Source organism: Amorphus sp. 3PC139-8, from assembly GCF_040750475.1.
GTDB lineage: Bacteria > Pseudomonadota > Alphaproteobacteria > Rhizobiales > Amorphaceae > Amorphus.
Map to the genome: position 1 here is coordinate 1 of NZ_JABJVY010000042.1, position 17,887 is coordinate 17,887.

13 protein-coding genes are annotated in these 17,887 nt (G+C 65.1%); 11 read left to right on the plus strand and 2 right to left on the minus strand.

What is annotated here, in order from left to right:
- Nucleotides 1-394: 394 nt before the first annotated feature.
- Nucleotides 395-805 (minus strand): hypothetical protein, encoded by a 411-nt coding sequence (locus tag HNS03_RS24030; RefSeq protein ID WP_367198584.1) that lies wholly within the window; start codon nt 803-805, stop codon nt 395-397.
- Between the two features lie 298 nt (nt 806-1,103).
- Between HNS03_RS24030 and HNS03_RS24035 the strand changes: the two genes are divergently transcribed.
- The 10 genes from HNS03_RS24035 to HNS03_RS24080 all read left to right on the plus strand — a co-directional run bounded on the left by HNS03_RS24035 (nt 1,104) and on the right by HNS03_RS24080 (nt 14,949).
- The gene (locus HNS03_RS24035; RefSeq protein ID WP_367198585.1) at nt 1,104-2,165 is read left to right on the plus strand and encodes an MBL fold metallo-hydrolase; all 1,062 of its coding nucleotides are present in this window, start codon (nt 1,104-1,106) and stop codon (nt 2,163-2,165) included.
- 434 nt (nt 2,166-2,599) lie between these two features.
- Nucleotides 2,600-3,931: an aminotransferase class III-fold pyridoxal phosphate-dependent enzyme gene (locus tag HNS03_RS24040; protein WP_367198586.1), complete on the plus strand. Its 1,332-nt coding sequence runs from the start codon at nt 2,600-2,602 to the stop codon at nt 3,929-3,931.
- A gap of 545 nt (nt 3,932-4,476) precedes the next feature.
- The gene (locus tag HNS03_RS24045) at nt 4,477-4,803 is read left to right on the plus strand and encodes a hypothetical protein (protein WP_367198587.1); all 327 of its coding nucleotides are present in this window, start codon (nt 4,477-4,479) and stop codon (nt 4,801-4,803) included.
- Between the two features lie 108 nt (nt 4,804-4,911).
- Entirely contained in the window at nt 4,912-5,766 is an 855-nt protein-coding gene (locus HNS03_RS24050) for a CoA transferase subunit A (RefSeq protein ID WP_367198588.1), read from the plus strand.
- Nucleotides 5,763-6,557, plus strand: a complete 795-nt coding sequence (locus HNS03_RS24055; protein ID WP_367198589.1) for a CoA-transferase subunit beta — start codon at nt 5,763-5,765, stop codon at nt 6,555-6,557. The genes HNS03_RS24050 and HNS03_RS24055 overlap by 4 nt, the downstream gene beginning before the upstream one ends.
- Nucleotides 6,558-6,824: 267 nt before the next feature.
- Nucleotides 6,825-7,325 (plus strand): MarR family winged helix-turn-helix transcriptional regulator, encoded by a 501-nt coding sequence (locus HNS03_RS24060; protein ID WP_367198590.1) that lies wholly within the window; start codon nt 6,825-6,827, stop codon nt 7,323-7,325.
- Nucleotides 7,322-8,524 carry an HlyD family secretion protein gene (locus HNS03_RS24065; RefSeq protein ID WP_367198591.1) on the plus strand — a complete coding sequence of 401 codons (1,203 nt, stop codon included), beginning with the start codon at nt 7,322-7,324 and terminating at the stop codon, nt 8,522-8,524. The genes HNS03_RS24060 and HNS03_RS24065 overlap by 4 nt, the downstream gene beginning before the upstream one ends.
- Nucleotides 8,521-10,074 carry a DHA2 family efflux MFS transporter permease subunit gene (locus tag HNS03_RS24070; protein ID WP_367198592.1) on the plus strand — a complete coding sequence of 518 codons (1,554 nt, stop codon included), beginning with the start codon at nt 8,521-8,523 and terminating at the stop codon, nt 10,072-10,074. The genes HNS03_RS24065 and HNS03_RS24070 overlap by 4 nt, the downstream gene beginning before the upstream one ends.
- A 229-nt stretch (nt 10,075-10,303) precedes the next feature.
- Nucleotides 10,304-11,092 (plus strand): polyphosphate kinase 2, encoded by a 789-nt coding sequence (gene ppk2, locus HNS03_RS24075; protein ID WP_367198593.1) that lies wholly within the window; start codon nt 10,304-10,306, stop codon nt 11,090-11,092.
- Between the two features lie 371 nt (nt 11,093-11,463).
- On the plus strand, nt 11,464-14,949 hold the full coding sequence (locus HNS03_RS24080) for a S8 family serine peptidase (RefSeq protein WP_367198594.1): 3,486 nt from the start codon (nt 11,464-11,466) through the stop codon (nt 14,947-14,949).
- 201 nt (nt 14,950-15,150) lie between these two features.
- On the opposite strand, the gene HNS03_RS24085 is transcribed toward HNS03_RS24080, so the two are convergent.
- Nucleotides 15,151-16,887: a putative bifunctional diguanylate cyclase/phosphodiesterase gene (locus tag HNS03_RS24085; RefSeq protein WP_367198595.1), complete on the minus strand. Its 1,737-nt coding sequence runs from the start codon at nt 16,885-16,887 to the stop codon at nt 15,151-15,153.
- Between the two features lie 370 nt (nt 16,888-17,257).
- On the opposite strand from HNS03_RS24085, the gene HNS03_RS24090 reads away from it, so the two are divergent.
- Nucleotides 17,258-17,848, plus strand: a complete 591-nt coding sequence (locus tag HNS03_RS24090; RefSeq protein WP_367198596.1) for a HupE/UreJ family protein — start codon at nt 17,258-17,260, stop codon at nt 17,846-17,848.
- Nucleotides 17,849-17,887 lie beyond the last annotated feature (39 nt).

Sequence of the window (17,887 nt, forward strand, 5' to 3'; positions counted from 1 at the left end):
AGGGCCAAACTCATCCTCGGTCGCGTCACGACAGACACGACCCGCGGAGTGACGGCCGCCTGACCGCGTCGGGAGGCCTCGCCACGCCTTCCGACGCTCAAGCAAACCACAAATCAAACACACAAGCGGAGATTGGGACTAAGGCCTGTCCTGTCTGCCGTTCATCAGGGCGAGCTGGCGTGAGGAGAAAGGAGCTTTTCTTCCCGCAAATCCCGGACGGAAAACCGCTTGGCACTTTTCCTGGGATTTGCGAAGCCAGGGCGCGACTGCGCCCCGGCCGATAGGCCGCCATCCGGAGCCGAGGAGCGAAGCGAATTCGGCGTGAGGAGAAAGGAGCTTTTCTTCCCGCAAATCCCGGACGGAAAACCGCTTGGCACTTTTCCTGGGATTTGCTCTATTCCTCAGCCTGCTGCATGCGCTCGATTTGCGCCGACAGCGCGTCGCGCCATTCGATCGCCTTTTCCAGGCTCATGCCGATCTCGACCGTGTTGTCGTCGCGGTCCTTCAGCGCGAACCGGAACGTGCCCTGGGGCGTGGCCGCCACGTCAAGCTCGGCGACCTCGTGCTTGCCTTCGAACGAGACCGGCACGGAGAAGCTGAGACGATGCCCCTGCATTTCAATCAGCGCGGCCTGAAGCAGCCCTGACAGAGCATCCAACCGGCCGGGCGACATCATCAGCCCCTGTTCGCCGCCTTCGCGCAGGTTGACCACGGCTACAAAGCGGCCGTCCGCCGTATGTCCGCCGCCGAGCACGTCGGCGATTTCGATCGCCTCGACGCTGACTTCGTTCTCCTCGTCCGCCATGTCGCTGCTCCTTGCTGTGGTGTTGCGGTGGGCGGGTATGGACCGGACCCTGTTGGAAAACGGGGGCAGTGTCCAGGCGATGGCTTCGGCTTTTTTGGGTGACGAGGTGACGACATCTGGCACCCGGGACGGCACACAAAGGATCGCGCCCCACGGCCGTGTCCGTATCGCCGTGGCGGAGCGCAGTTGCGACAGGGCGGGTGCTTGTGCTCTGTAGATTTCAGTTTCGGGAGGATGGATCCCGGTTCGTCGGCTTTGGGGGCAGGCACGGCGGCGACATTTTTTGGAGTGAAACGGCATGGCCGACGTGGCAGGCAGCATCGAGATCGAGCGCGACGGGTTGCGCTTTCCCTTTCCGGAACCGCCGACGCCGGATCAGCCGATCGAGGTTGCGCCGGGCATCTTGTGGGTGCGGTTTCCGCTGCCGTTTCGGCTCGACCATGTCAATCTCTACCTAATCGAGGACGGCGATGGCTACGCGGTCATCGATACCGGCATTTCCGACGATGTAACGCGTGCCCATTGGCGCGCCCTGATGGCGGGGCCGCTCGCCGGCAAGAAGCTGACGCGGCTGATCGTCACCCATTTCCATCCCGATCATATCGGGCTCGCCGGCTGGCTGTGCGAAGAGTATGGCCTCCCGCTTTTGACCAGCCAGACCTCCTATCTGATGACCATCAACATCTCGCTGACGCCGGGGGCGTTGAAGGCGAAGCCCTACCAGGACTTCTATCTTCGCCACGGGATGGCGCCGGAAACCGCCGAACTCGTGAGCACTCAGGGCCACGCCTATTTGAGCATGGTCACCGAGCTGCCGCCGACCTTCCTGCGCCTGGTCGCCGGAGACACGCTGACGATCGGCTCGCGCCAATTCCGCGTCTATACCGGCGACGGCCATGCGCCGGAGCAGATCATGCTCTACCTCGCCGACGAGAAGATCCTGTTCGCCGCCGATCAGGTGATTGCGAAGATCACGCCCAACATCAGCGTCTGGGCTGTCGATCCCGAAGGCGACCCGCTTGGCCACTTCCTGCGCACCGTGCGGCTGTTGGAGGCGCATGTGCCGGAAGACGCGCTCGTGTTGCCGGGCCATCAGCTGCCTTTCTACGGCCTGCACACCCGTTGCCAGCAGATCGTCGGCCATCACGAGGACCGTTGTCAGATGATCGCCGAAGCCTGCCAATCCGGCCCGAAGACGGTGGCCGATCTCGTGCCGGTGCTGTTTCACCGCCCACTCGATCCGCACCAGCTCTCGTTCGCCTTCTCCGAGACCCATGCCCACGTCAATCGCATGATCCGGCGCGGGGAGTTGACCTGGATTCACACCGACGGTGATGTCTCGCGGGTCGTGCTTGCTTAAGCGCTTCCAGGCGAAGTGGGCACCGGTTCGCCGTCCGGAAGCGCGTTGAAAGAATCGTTTCGCTCACGCCAGCTCGCTCTGCTCGCGGCTGCGCGGGCGCGGCCTCCGGCCGGCGCGCAGTCGCGCGCTGGCTTTGCTTCCAGGCGAAGTGGGCACCGGTTCGCCGTCCGGAAGCGCGTTGAAAGAATCGTTTCGCTCACGCCAGCTCGCTCTGCTCGCGGCTGCGCGGGCGCGGCCTCCGGTCGGCGCGCAGTCGCGCGCTGGCTTTGCTTCCAGGCGAAGTGGGCACCGGCTTCGAAATTTGATCGCATTTTCGCGCTTACACGCTCTTGCCCGCCGCGCGTCGGGCGCCGATTGTTGCGCAGACCGTAAGCAAACCGCGGTGCCCTAGCCGGGATCGGCAGGGCACCGCCAAGCCCAGCGAGGAAAGTCCGATGAACGAGGCCGTTTCGCTCGTCCAGCCGGTTCCAAACTCCTTTGAGGAGCATTGGATGCCGTTTACCGCGAACCGCGACTTCAAGCGCGATCCGCGGCTGATCGTCAGGAGCGAAGGCGTCTATCTCTGGGATCAGAGTGGGGGCCGGATCATCGACGGCTCGTCGGCCCTGTTCAATGTCGCAGCCGGCCATGGCCGCCGGCAGATTGCCGATGCCGTACATGCGCAGATGCTGGCGAACGACTATGCGCCGCTGTTCCAGACCGGCCATCCCGGCCCGTTCGCGGTCGCCTCGAAGCTGGCCGCGATCCTGCCGGAACCGATCAACCACGTCTTCTTCACCAATTCCGGGTCGGAATCCGTCGACACCGCGCTGAAGATCGCGATGGCCTACCATCGCGCGCGCGGCGAAAGCCAGCGGCTGCGCTTCGTCTCCCGCGAGCGCGCCTATCACGGCGTCAATATGGGCGGCACGTCGCTTGCCGGCATCGTGCGCAACCGCGAGGGCTTCCCGGTGACGCTGCCGGGCGTCGTCCACATGCGCCACACCTGGGACCCGAACGTGCGCTTCCAGCGCGGCCAGCCGGAGGGCGGCGCGGAACTCGCCGACGATTTGCAGCGCATGTGCGACACCTACGGGGCGGGGACCATCGCCGCGGTGTTCGTGGAGCCGGTCGCCGGCTCCACCGGCACGCTGGTTCCGCCGAAGGGCTATCTGGAGCGCATCCGCGAAATCTGCGACCAGAACGGGATCCTTCTGGTGTTCGACGAGGTCATTACCGGCTTCGGGCGGCTCGGGACCCCGTTTGCCGCCCAGGCCTTCGGCGTGACGCCGGATATCATGACCATGGCCAAGGCGCTGACCAACGGCTCGATCCCGATGGGCGCCGTCGCCGTCAAGGACGAGATCTACGACACGGTGATGGACGCCTCGCCCGACGCGGCCATCGAGTTCTTCCATGGTTATACCTATTCCGGCCATCCGGCGGCCTGCGCGGCGGCGCTCGCAACGCTGGCCATCTACGAGGAAGAGCAGCTCTTCAAGCGCGCAGCCGAGCTGTCGGATTATTTCCTCGATCAGGTCTGGAGCCTGGAAGGGCTGCCGGCCGTGGTCGACCTGCGCGGCTACGGTTTGATGGCCGGTGTCGAGGTGGCGTCCGACGGCGTACCCGGACGGCGCGGCGGCGCGCTGCAGAAGGCGCTGTTCTGGTCCGGCCTGCACGTGAAGTTCACCGGCGATACGGCGATTCTCGCCCCGCCGCTGGTCTCCGAGCGCGCCCATATCGACGAGATCATCGACAAGCTGCGCACGGCGATCGAGCGGCTTTAGAGCAAATCCCAGGAAAAGTGGGCACCGGTTTTCCGTCCGGGATTTGCGGAGAAAGGACTTATCCGCTCACGCCAGCTCGCTTTGCTCGCGGCTGCGCGGGCGCGGCCACGAGCGTTTCCAGGCGAAGTGGACACCGGTTCGCCGTCCGGAAATGCGGGGTAATAGAGGCCGGCACGCGGTCGCGCGCTGGCTTCGCAAATCCCAGGAAAAGTGGGCACCGGTTTTCCGTCCGGGATTTGCGGAGAAAGGACTTATCCGCTCACGCCAGCTCGCTTTGCTCGCGGCTGCGCGGGCGCGGCCACGAGCGTTTCCAGGCGAAGTGGACACCGGTTCGCCGTCCGGAAATGCGGGGTAATAGAGGCCGGCACGCGGTCGCGCGCTGGCTTCGCAAATCCCAGGAAAAGTGGGCACCGGTTTTCCGCCCGGGATTTGCGGTGTGCTATCGGGGCCGGCGGAACGATTGCCTCCGCCGGGCCGTTTCTCCAGCCCAACGAGTGCCGCCCGAGCGGGCGGATCAACGAGGGTTCGGTTGAGAGGCAAACGACATGTTCCATCCGCGACAGACATTCCGAGACGCCCGCGACACGGCCTATGAGGGTGGCCGGTCCGTGTGGGACCGCGTGCCGGAGGTTCCCCTTCCGGCTCGGTTCCGCCATCACCGCAGGCCGACGGTGGAGCGTTCCGACCTTGCGGTTGCGCTACTCGGTCTGGGGGCTGCGGCGGTTGTGGCCGGGACGTGGTATGTGGTCGCGTCCGAGCCGCGCCGCAGGCGTGTCCGCCGTGCCGCTTTGAAGGCGCTGGATGGCATCGGCGTGCACGGAAGCCGCGACCAGGATCACGTGGTCAAGCGCGGGCCGTCGAGCCTCACCTGAGCTGCCGATCGTCTCGCATCCGGGCGGGACCGCCGCGATTGCCTTGCGCGCAGGGCTGCAAATGCGGCAAGGTCCGCCCGGGTTTGGCCAGACCAAAAAAGAGCGAGAATGACCAAGTTCCTATCTCTTCACGACGCCATCGCTGAAAATGTTCGTGACGGCGACGTCGCCGCTTTCGAAGGCTTCACGCATCTCATCCCCCATGCCGCCGGCCACGAGGCCATTCGACAAGGGATCAAGGATCTCACGCTGATCCGGATGACGCCCGACATCATCTACGACCAGATGGTCGGGATGGGGATGGTGAAAAAGCTGATCTTCTCCTATGCGGGCAATCCCGGTGTAGGCCTTCTGCGCCGCGTGCGCGATGCGGTCGAAAACGCCTGGCCGCGTCCCTTGGAAATCGAAGAGCACAGCCACGCGGCGATGGCGAACGCCTACGAGGCCGGCGCCGCCGGACTGCCGTGCGCGGTGTTTCGCGGCTACAAGGGCGCCGACCTTGCCAAGGTCAATCCGAACATCAAGTCGATCACCTGTCCTTTCACCGGTGAGGAGCTGGCCGCGATCCCGGCGGTGCGCCCCGACGTCTCGGTGATTCATGCCCAGCGGGCCGACAAAAAGGGCAACGTCCTCGTCGAAGGTATCATCGCGGTGCAGAAGGAGGCCGTGCTCTCCGCCAAGCGGGCGGTGGTGACGGTCGAAGAGGTCGTCGACGAGCTCGACGTCCATCCCAACATGTGCGTCCTGCCGCACTGGACGATCGCGGCCATTGCCGTGGTGCCGGGCGGGGCCCATCCGTCCTATGCCCAGGGCTATTATGCGCGCGACAACGCCACCTATCTGGAATGGGCGAAGGTCTCCAACGACCGCGAAGCCTTCCAGGAGTGGATGAAAAGGAACGTGCTCGATGTCGGCCCGGATATCTTCGCCGACCGCACCGCCAACCTGAGGAGCGCGGCATGACCGATCTCGGCTTCACCCCCGACGAAATCATGACGATCGCCGCGGCGCGGTCGCTGACGAACGACGATGTCTGCTTTGTCGGCATCGGCGCGCCCTCGGCCGCCTGCAATGTGGCGCGGCTGACCCATGCGCCCGACATCACGCTGATCTACGAATCCGGCACCATCGGCACCAAGCCGGATGTGCTGCCGCTTTCCATCGGCGACGGCGAGCTGTGCGAGACCGCGCTGACGACCGTGTCGGTGCCGGAGATGTTCCGCTACTGGCTGCAGGGCGGGCGCATCACCGTGGGCTTCCTGGGTGCCGCCGAGCTCGACAAGTTCGGCAACCTCAACACCACGGTGATCGGCGACTATCACAAGCCGAAGGTGCGGCTGCCGGGCGGCGGCGGCGCGCCGGAAATCGCCTCGTCCTCGGGCGAGGTCTACATCACCATGAAGCAGTCGCTGCGCGGCTTCGTGGAGAAGATCAACTTCTACACCTCCTTCGGCCATGGCGACGGCGGCGACCATCGCCAGCGTCTCGGCATCAAGACCAAGGGGCCGACGCTCTTGATCACCGATCTGGCCATCTGGCGGCCGGATCCGGAGACCAAAGAGTTCACCGTGGTTTCGCTGCATCCCGGCGTCACGCGTGAGGACGTGCAGGCGACCTGCGGTTGGAAAGTCAAATATTCCGACAATCTGGAAGAGACGCCGCCGCCGAACGATCTGGAGCTTTCCACACTCCGGGACCTGAAGGCGCGCACCAAGGCCGCGCATGAGGGCACCGGCAAGCCTAAGGCGGCTTAGAGCAAATTCCAGGAAAAGTGGGAACCGGTTTTCCTGGCGGTTTTATATCGCTCACGCCAGCTCGCTTCGCTCGCGGCTCCGCGGGGGCGGTCTAAAGACCGGCGCGCAGTCGCGCGCTGGCTTCGCAAGTCCCAGGACAGTCCCCGAAAAGGGTCGGCTAACGCCGGCCCTTTTTTGTTGCTGCGTCGGCGCGGAATCCGGCCGAGGCGTCTTGGCAACCGAGTTCGAAATTATATATACATTGCTTACTATAAGGCTTGCACATTTATGACTTCCCAAGACACTCGCAATCCGGCCCAGAGTCTCAGCTTCCTCATCCACGACGTTGCCCGGTTGATGCGCCGCGACATATCCCGGCGCATTCAGGGCCTCGGAATGACCCCGGCACAGTGGCGGGCGTTGGCGTACGTGGCCAAGCAGGAAGGGCTGCGGCAGGCTGCGCTCGCCGACCTGATGGAAATCCAGCCGATCACGCTGGCGCGACTGATCGACCGGCTGGAGGAGGCCAATCTGGTGGAGCGCCGCCCCGACCCGACCGATCGACGGGCGGTTCAGCTTTATCTCGCCGCCGGTGCCGAGGCGCCCCTGGAGACGATGTGGGAGCGCGCCTCGGAAACCCGCGCGCTGGCGCTCGATGGGGTCTCTCCGGAAGCCGTGGATCAGATGATCGAGGCGCTCGATCGGATGCGGCGCAATCTGATCGCCGGCGAGAGTCCGGTGGCGACCGACCTGCGCGCGTCGAGTGAAGACGAAACGGAAACGCAATGAGCGAAGAACAAGACCAGTCCAAAGGATCCGACCTCGCACCCGCGGAGGCGATCGCGCCGGTTCCGGCCGAGCGCAAGCGCCGTCGGAGCTGGCTGCGTCCTGTGCTTTTGATCGCCGGTCCGCTCGCGGTCCTGATCGGTGGTGCGGTCTGGTATTACACCGGCGGGCGCTATGTGGAGACGGAGAACGCCTATCTCCAGGCCGACAAGGTCGCCATTAGCGCAGAGGTCTCCGGCACCATCGACACGGTGGCCGTTTCGGAGAACCAGCCGGTTGCCAAGGGCGACATCCTGTTCCGGATCGATGCCGCGCCCTACCGCATCGCCGTCGATCAGGCGCATGCGAACCTGGAATCGGTACGCCAGGATATCCGGGCGCTGAAGGCGAACTATCAGCAGGAAACGGACAATCTGGACCTGGCGAAGATCGATCTCGCCTATGCCAAGCGTCGCTACGATCGTCAGTCCCGGCTCCAGAAGAACAACGTGGTGTCCCAGGCCTCCCTCGACGACGTGAAGAATGCGTTCGATAAGGCGGAGGAAAAGGTCGCGCTGGAGCAGCATGTCATGCGGGTGACGCTGGCCAAGCTGGGCGGCGATGCCAACACCCCGGTGGAGAAGACCCCGCAATTCCTGCAGGCCAAGGCGGCGCTGGAAAAGGCGGAGCTGGATCTGCGCCGCACGTCGGTGCGCGCGCCCTTCGCCGGAATTGCGAGCAAGACGCCGAAGCCGGGCCAGTACATCAATCCGGGCACGGCGGTGATGAGTCTGATCTCCACCGAAGGGGTCTGGGTCGATGCCAATTTCAAGGAGACCCAGCTCACCCATGTGACGCCCGGACAGTCGGTGGAGGTCAAAGTCGACACCTACCCCGGTCAGATTTGGCAGGGGACGGTCGCCAGCGTGGCGCCGGCGACCGGCTCGGAGTTCTCCGTGCTGCCGGCCCAGAACGCGACCGGCAACTGGGTGAAGGTGGTGCAGCGCATTCCGGTGCGCATCGCGCTTGACGCAAGTGCGGGCGATCCGGACCTGCGCGCCGGGATGAGCGCCGTCGTCGAGATCGACACTCATCACCAACGCGAGCTTCCCGGGTTCGCCAAGGCGGCCATCGCCATGGTGTCGGATCTGATGCATCAGGGAACCGCCGTGGCGGAGCCGGCGCGGACGCCGACCGTGGATACGGCTGATCAATCGCGATGACCGACGTCGCCGTCGCCGCGCGAGCGGAGCCGTCGGCACGGCTCCAGCGCGGGTTCACCACCGTCTCCATCATGCTGGCGACGATCATGCAGGCGTTGGACACGACCATCGCCAATGTCGCGCTGCCGCACATGCAGGGGTCCATGTCAGCCACCCAGGACCAGATTTCCTGGGTGCTGACCTCCTACATCGTCGCCGCCGCGATCATGACGCCGCCGACCGGCTTTCTCGCCGCCAGGTTCGGGCGCAAGAAGCTGTTCATGGTCTCCGTCGGCGGTTTCACGATCTCCTCGATCCTGTGCGGCGCGGCGACCTCGCTTCCCGAAATGGTGCTGTTCCGCCTGATGCAGGGCGCGTTCGGGGCGGGGCTCGTGCCTTTGTCCCAGGCCGTGCTGCTCGACACCTATCCCAAGGAGCAACACGGCTCGGCGATGGCGATCTGGGGCATGGGCGTCATGCTCGGCCCGATCCTGGGGCCGACGCTCGGCGGCTATCTCACCGAGTACTACAATTGGCGCTGGGTGTTTTACATCAACGTGCCGATCGGCCTGTTGGCGTTCGCGGGCATCGCGACATTCGTGTCCGACACCGAAAAGCGGCCGGGGCTGCCGTTCGACTGGTTCGGGTTTGCGCTTTTGAGCCTGTCGATCGGCGCGCTGCAGATGATGCTCGATCGCGGCGAGTCCCAGGATTGGTTTTCCTCCACCGAGATCATCGTGGAGACGGTGTTGTGCAGCGTCGCGCTCTACATGTTCCTGGTGCACATGTTCACCGCCCGCAATCCGTTCCTGGAGCCGGGCCTGTTCAAGGATCGCAACTTCGCCATCGGCCTCTGCTTCATTTTCGTGATCGGCGTCGTCCTGCTCGCGACGCTCGCCCTGTTGCCGCCCTTCCTGCAGAATCTCATGGGCTATCCCGTCATGACGGCCGGGCTGGTGCTCGCCCCGCGCGGGATCGGCTCTATGATGGCGATGGTGGTGGTCGGCCGGCTGATCGGACGCGTGGATATCCGCTTCCTCATCCTGTTCGGTCTGACCATGACGGCCTTGTCCCTGCATCAGATGGCCGGCTTCACCGTCAACGTCAGCCAGACCACGTTGGTGGTCACCGGTATCATGCAGGGCATCGGGCTCGGCTTCATCTTCGTGCCGCTGTCGACGATCACGTTCGCCACTCTCGATTCGCGCTACCGCACCGAGGGAACGGCCATGTTCAGCCTGATGCGCAACATCGGCTCGTCGATCGGCATCTCCGTGATGACCACGATGCTGACCCAGAACACCCAGATCGTGCACGAGAGCCTGGTGGCGCACCTGAACCCGTTCCGGATGGCGATGCAGCAGCCGTGGTTCCCGGCCGCCTGGTCCTGGGACACCACCGCCGGCGCCTCCGCCTTGAACGCGATGGTGACGGCACAGGCCTCCACGATCGCCTACCTCAACGACTTCAAGGCGATGATGTGGATCGTTATCGCCGTCGTGCCGCTGCTGCTCCTGATGCGCGGTCCAAAGCGCGGGCAATCCTCCGAGACGGTGGAGGTGATGGAGTAGGAGCAACGCCCGAGAAAAGTGGGACCCGGTTTTCCGTCAGGCGTTGCGGGGAAGATAATCTTTTTTGCTCATGCCGGCTCGCTTCGCTCTCGGCTGCGCGTGCGCGTCCCATTTGGGCCGGCGCGCGGTCGCGCGCTGGCTTCGCGACGCCCGAGAAAAGTGGGAACCGGTTTTCTCTGCGGGCGATGATGTCCTAATCTCCGCTCTCCCTTTCCCAGAAAGAGCGCGTATGAGCAGCGAACCCCCGCGGATCCCCAAGGTCAATAAGAAGACCTATCACCACCGGCTGCACGCCCTGCAGGTCGAGCTCGTCAAGCTGCAGCGGCATTTGATCCGCAGCGATGCGAAGATCCTGGTGCTGATCGAGGGGCGCGACACCGCCGGCAAGGACGGTGTCATCAAGCGGATCACCGAGCATCTGAGCCCGCGCGAAACCCGGGTCGTGGCGCTGGGCAAGCCGTCCGATCGCGACCAGTCGGCCTGGTATTTCCAGCGCTACGTGCCGCATTTGCCGGTCGCCCAGGAATTCGTTCTGTTCAACAGAAGCTGGTACAACCGCGCCGGCGTCGAGCGGGTGATGGGCTTTGCCTCCCATGCCCAGTATCGCGAGTTCATGGAGACGGTGTTCGACTTCGAACACATGCTGATCCGCTCCGGAATCCGGCTGGTGAAATACTATCTCGACATCACCCTGGACGAGCAGCTCAAGCGGCTGGAAGCGCGGCGTACCGATCCGCTGAAACAGTGGAAGGTGAGCCCGATCGACGAGGTCGCGGCCGAGCACTGGCACGACTACAGCGTGGCGCGCAACGAGATGCTCGCCCGCACCCATCATCCGCTGTCGCCGTGGACGATCGTGCGCGCCGACGTGAAGCGACAGGCGCGGTTGAACCTGATCGCCGATCTGCTGTCGCGTCTGGACTACGAGCACAAGGACGTCGACGCGCTGGCGAGCGATCCGGATATCGTGTTCGGGTTCGAGCCTCGCTTCATCACGTCTGGGCTGATCGCGTCCTAAAGCAAAGCCTGAGAAAAGTGGGAACCGGTTTTCCGTCCGGATTTGCGGTGAGAAGTTGTTTCCTCTCGCGCCGAGTTCGCTCCGCTCACCGGCTCCGGTCGGGCGGCCTGACCGGCCGGCGGGCAGTCGCCCGCTGGCTCCGCGACAGTCTTTCTGCACACGCGGGTTCGCTGGGATCGGGTGGAAAAGCGCGCTTCAAGGCGCCTTCTGCGACCATGCCTAATTGAGCTGCGAAAAATGTGATTGCTCCCTGAAATTTAATGGGTTTTTACTTCTCGCGAAACGGGCCACACGAGCCCGTTTTGGCATCGATTTAAGGATTGAGCCGGTGGACCGGATGGTCATGTCGGCCGAGGGAGCAGGGAGGAAGCATGGCTTCGGGGTTGCGTCGGTTGTGCGCCGGTGTTGCGTTTCTAGGCGTCATTGCGGCTGCGGTGTCAGCCTCCGCCCAGGACCAGATGGTCCTGCGATCCGATGGCCCGCTTCGCGACGCGTTTACTCAGGCGGCGAGCTATGGCGACCGGTCGCTGATCGCTAGTGTGGTAGAGAACGTGCGCCTTACGCCCGGTCGCGCCGACGCGATCGAAAGCGCGGCGACCGCCATCCGCCCGGACCTTGCCGCGTCGATCGGACGGGCGGTGAACGCCGGTCGCCGGCTGGCGGAGACCTATCCGAGCGCGTCGCTTCCCACCGGCGGGGCAGGCGCGGCTTCGGCTCCAACCGCGAATCCCACGCCCTATCCCGGTGGCGACGCCGACATTCCGATCGATTCGCTCTCGGAGTATCAGCGCAACTACAGCCTCGATGCCATGCACGTCGATGCCGCCCTGGCCCAGGGCTATACCGGCAAGGGCGTTGTCGTCGGCGTGGTCGACACCGGCATCGACATGCGCCCCGATGGCTCGGTGCATCCCGAGTTTGCCGGCCGGATCGATCCGCGCTCGACGAACTACCTCTACTGGTTCGACCACGATCTCGTTTGTCATGAGGAGGATACCGCAGATTGCGAGACCTTCTCCGAGGATGAGATTCTCGATGCCTTTGATCAGGGCCCGACCGATCCGATGGATCAGCAGGGTCACGGAACCCACGTCTCCGGCATCATTGGGGCGGGGCAGAACGGCTTCGGGATGCAGGGCGTCGCATCCGGAGCGACCTTCCTTGCCGTCAAGGCCATCACCCAGGGCGGAATCGTGGTCACCGACGATGGCGACGTTGTTTCGACCTACGATCTAGAGCGATGCGGGCCGGCGATCGCCAACGACGACTGCGATCCCATCGGGGGCGACGCGGACGAGCCGGGGAAGGCCTTCCGCTATCTCTCCCAATTCTCCGAAGTGAAGGTGATCAACGGCAGCTTCGGCCCCAGCGAGGACGACGGCGCCGTCACCTGGGACCTCGGCGATGCGGAGGAGCAGGCAACCGATATCCTGCCCGAGGCACAGGCGATGCGCGCCAGTCTCGATGCCGGGCAGATCATCGTCATGGCCGCCGGTAACGCCCGGCTGGAGTCTCCCATCTTGTCGGAAAGCCCGAGCGGAGCCGGCCTTTTCCCCTTCATCCGGCCGGCGAATGCGACTGCGACCAATTCGGCCGGGGCGCTGATCTATGACGACCACGGCACCGGGCTCGACCTGAGCTTCACGTCCGCCGAGGCGCTGGCCGCGGCCGAGGCCGCCGACGGCAAGGCGCGCGGGCGCATCGTCGTGGTGGTCGCGCTCGACGCCTACAACGAGCTTGCCAGCTATTCCCAGGAGTGCGGCGTCGCCAAGGAGTGGTGCGTGTCCGCTCCCGGCGGCGATCAGCCCGCGCCCTATTTTCCGGAGTCCGGTCTTCCGGGTGATCGTGGGATCTATTCGACGCTCCCCGCCGACAACTACGGCTTCGAGAGCGGCACCTCGATGGCGTCTCCGAACGTCGCCGGCGCGGTTGCGGTGCTGATCGAGGCCTATCCGGCGTTCACGCCGGCGGAGATCGTCAACATCCTGTTCGTGACCGCCCAGGACCTCGGCGCGCCGGGCGTGGATGCGATCTACGGCTGGGGCCTCGTACGGCTCGACCGGGCGCTTGCGGCCGGCCCGGTCGGCATGACCGGCACCGGCACCTACACGGTCGGCGGCGCGAGCGAGCGTACCTGGACCATCGACTTCGTCAGCGGCGGCAGCCTCGACAAGGCGGGATCCGGGAGCCTCGACATCGCCAGCGACGTCACCTTTCGCTCCGGCTCCACGGTGACCGGCGGGCGCTTGTCGGTGGACGGGCGCTTGACCACGCCGACCCTCCTGGTCGGGCAGGGCGGCATCCTCGGCGGCGTCGGTAACGTTGCCTCCGACGTGACCGTCGCTGGCGCGCTTTCCCCCGGCAACTCGCCGGGCACCCTGACGGTCACCGGCGATCTGACCCTCACCGCGAGCGCGACCACCACGATCGAGGTGGATGGCACCGGAACCGGCACCGGCGCAGGCAACCACGACCGCATCCTGGTCGACGGGACGGGCTCGGTGTTCACCGCCGGCGGCACGCTGGCGCCGGTGCTGAGAGGGATCCTCGGTTCCGCCACCAACACATTCGTTCCGGCGCTCGGCCAAGAGCTTCTGTTTGTTCAGGTCGACGACGGTACCGTGGCGGGCTCGTTCGATCGCCTGTCGCAGCCTGCCTCGGGACTTTCCGCGGGCACCCGGTTCGACGTGCTCTATTATCCGAGCGTGCTGACGCTTGCCGCCACGCCTGAGAGTTACGCCGACCTGTCGGCGCTCGGGGTCGGCCAGACCGGCAACGAAACCGCGCTCGGCGCCGCGCTGGATGCGGCCCGTCCGGCGGCCGGCGTGCGTCCGGATGCCGGCGAGATCGATCTCTTCAACACGCTTTACACCGCCAGCGCCGGCGAGCTCGATCAGGGCTTCTCCAGCCTGACCGGCCAGGTCCACGCGGAAATGGGGACCACCGCCGTGCGCGCGATCGGCCGCTTTGCCGACACGCTCGGCGATCGCCAGCTCGGCCTCGCCACCGATCGCTTGTCGGCGGAGGGCACGCCCTATGGTGCCGGCAGCGTTTGGGCGGCCGGCGAAACCGCCATGACCGACATCGGGTCGGCCAACGGTCTTTCCGGCTACGACGTTCGGGCCACGAACGGTGTCGTCGGCCTCGACTGGCGGATTGGGTCGGGGGCGATCGGTCTGGCGGCCGGCTACGAATATGCCGACGTGTCGGCCGATCGGAACGGAAGCGGCGACGTGGCGACCTATCAGGGCGGCATTTATGGCGGCGCGGATCTCGGCGTTCTGGCCTTCGCGCTGCGCGGCGGCCTCAGCTACGGCGAGCTGTCCACCAGCCGGGTGACGGCGCTCGGCGGCTATTCGGCAACCGCCAGCGCGGATGGTCACGGTCTCGGCGGGTTCGCGGAGGGCACCGCGTTGCGCACCTTCGAGACGCCCTTCGTGTCCATTACGCCGTCGGCGACCCTCGGCTACCGGGCCTTCAACCGCGACCGGATGGACGAGACCGGCAGCCTGTTTTCGCTTTCCGTGCCCGACGAGACGTTCCAGGAGACCCAGACCACGCTTGCGATCGGCCTGTCGCGGCAGTTCGCGCTCGCCAACGGCATGATGCTGGAGCCGGCGGCGAGCCTGGGCTGGCGCCACGATTTCGGCGATCTCGACCGGGACACGGAGCTCGGCCTTCTGGATCAGCCGTTCGAGGTGTCCGGGGCCGACGTGGGCCGGGATGCGCTGCTTGGGCGGCTGGAGCTGACGGCGCGCGCCGGCAACGGATTTGCGCTCGGAGCCTCCTATCAGGGCGAGGTGCGCGACAACCTCACCTCCCACACCTTCTCCGCTGAGGCGAGCTTTCGGTTCTAAAAGCAAAGCCAGGAAAAGTGCGCAGCGGTTTTCCGTCTGGCTTTGCGGTGGGGAAAGCAAAGCCAGGAAAAGTGGGACGTCGCTTTGTCCTCACGCTGTCGCGGCGTTGCCGCTTCGCTCCGGACGGGGCGGCCTGACCGGCCGGCGCGCGGTCGCGCGCTGGCTTCGCGCCGATGGCGCGGCTCTCGAACGGTGATCCACTCAGGCCGTTTCGACCGCGCTGGCCGCAAATCCGTCCACGATCTTGGCGCAGACACCCGGAAAGGCGTCGGCCGGCACCGGACGGGAGAAATAGTAGCCCTGGAACAGGCGACATCCGAGCTGGCGCAAGGCGGCGACCTCTTCCGGTCGCTCGATGCCCTCCGCCACCAACGGCATGTGCAAACCTTGGGACAGGGTGGCGATGGCCGTGCAGATCGCCCGGCGGCGCTCGTCGCAATCCAGACGGTCGACGAACATCCGGTCGATCTTCATCTCGTCGAACGAGAACTGGGCGATATAGCCCATGTTGGAATATTCGGCGCCGAAATCGTCCAGCGATAGCCGGATGCCGCGCTCCCGGATGCCATGGACGGTCCGGGACACGTGCTGGAGATCGGCCAGAAGCACGGTTTCGGTGATCTCGATCTTCAAGCGGCTGTAGTCGATGCCGTGGGTTCGAACGGCGTCGTCGATCTTTCGGATCAGATCGGGATCGCGGAACTGGCGGGCGGAAATATTGACCGAGACGGTCGGCTGGACGTCGTCGTCGCCGGACCAGGCCGCGATCTGCCGGCAAGCGGCCTGTAGCGCCCAGTCGCCGAGCGGAACGATCAGCCCGGTTGCTTCGGCGACCGGGATGAATTCGCCCGGCGAAATGATGCCGTACTGCGGATGTGTCCATCGCAGCAAGGCTTCCGCTGCGACGACTTTGCCGGCGTCGAGATCGACGATCGGCTGGTAGTGCAGCTCGAACTCGTCGTGCTCCAACGCCTCGCGAATTTCATGGTCGAGCAGGAAGCGACGGCGGGCGGTCGTATCGGTCGTCGCCGAATAGAAGGCGATGTTGGTGCCGTCGCCGAACTCGCGAACCGTTGCGGCCGACATGGCCGCGGCCATGACGGTGGCCGCATCCGGGCCATGCTCGGGATAGCGCGCCGCACCGATCGTCACGCGCGGATAAAAGAGATGATGGGCGCAGACGATCGGGGCCGTCAGCTCTTCCGAGAGGCGCGTCAGTCGGCGGGTCAGGGTTTCGCGATCGAGATCGGGCATGGCGAACTTGAAACTGTCCGTGCCGACGCGCCCGACCTCGCTCGGCAACGAATTGGCCCTGAGCCGGTCGGCCAGCGTCAGGATCACCCGGTCGCTGGCGTCGATATCGAAAAAGGCCTCGACTTCCCCGTGGTTGGCCAAGCGCACGCACACGACCACAAACGGGCTTCCGTTTCCGATCATGGCGTCGATCCGCCGGCTGAGCTGGGTGCGGTTCGGCAGGCCCGTCACCGCGTCGAAATAGGTGAGGCGGTCGAGCAGGGAATCGAGTTCCCGGATCGTCGCGTCGGTATCGCGCATCAGGCGTCCGGCCTCGTCGCCGAAATCCAGCGGCAACTCCGGCAGGATACGCGTGGCGCGATAGGACCGGAGCGCGCCGGACGCGGCCATGATCGGCTTGAGGAGCTGGCGCAGAACCAACAGCGTTATCGCCGTTCCCGCCAAGGTCGCAACCACCGCGACGGCCAGGATGATCAGGATTGCGCGCCAATCGCCATAGCTGTGGGCGGCGAAAAATACGATCAGCGCGAACAGCGGAACGTGCACCCCGAGAAAGGCCACGAAGAGAATCTTGCCCGGATAGTTGAACAGCGGCAGGCGCGACAGCAGCCGATAGAGCCACATGTCGTCACGAGAGCCCGCCTGCCGGACGGACGAAGGGAAGAATTCGGTCGAATTGGGCAACGCGTGAAGTTCCTGTCGGCGATGGATCGCGGCTGTGGCGCGGCTTCGGAAATTGGCTTTTCCGCCTGGAGCCGAGCGTTTCAAATAATAGCAGTGGAAGCTGTGTTAGAGCTTTCTAAGAAACTAAGAACGCCGGTCCGCTCAATAAAGTTTCCAATTCGGCTTTGCCAGTGCCGAAAATGCGTTCCTGGGTTGCAAAACGTGATGATCTCACCGGCCTGTTTGCGCGTCCTGCAGTGCCCGAACCTATACGGCCCTGTTTTTGCTTGGATCAGTCGTGCGACCGCAGGTAACGGAAAACGTGACAATGCGGTGACGAGCCTTTTGGTGTGCAGACCATGATTTCGGTCGCCCGAATCCGGAGATTCCCATGAAAATCAGCGGACGATTTGTTGTTGCCGCAGGGGTTGCCGTCACCGCGACGCCGGCGCTCGCTCACACAGGCGTGACTTCGACGTCGGGTTTTTCGGCCGGCTTCGGGCATCCGCTCGGCGGGCTCGATCACATGCTGGCGATGGTGGCCGTCGGGCTTCTGGCGGCTGCCCTCGGCGGCAGATGGCTCTGGGCGCTGCCGGCGACCTTCCTCGCCTTTCTGGTTTTGGGCGGCATCGCCGGCATGTCGAACCTGCCGCTGCCGGCCGTGGAACTCGGCATCAAGGGATCGGTGCTTGTGCTCGGTCTTGCCGTCGTCTTTGGGCGCGCGTGTCCCGCACCGCTTGCCGCTGCGGTCGTTGCCGTGTTCGCTTTCTTTCACGGCCATGCCCATGGAACCGAAATGCCGGCGACCGTCGGCGCGCTCGACTACGGTCTCGGTTTCGTTCTCGCCACCGCGCTGCTTCATCTCCTCGGGATCGCGATCGGCCTTGCAAGCGGATTGCTGCCCGAACGGTCCGGGCAGGCGGTACGCCAGGCGGGCGGTGCGGCCATCGCCTGCCTGGGCCTGGTTCTGCTGGTCGGTTAAAGCGCCGGGGGCGAAAGCATCGGGCGATATCGGTGCTGC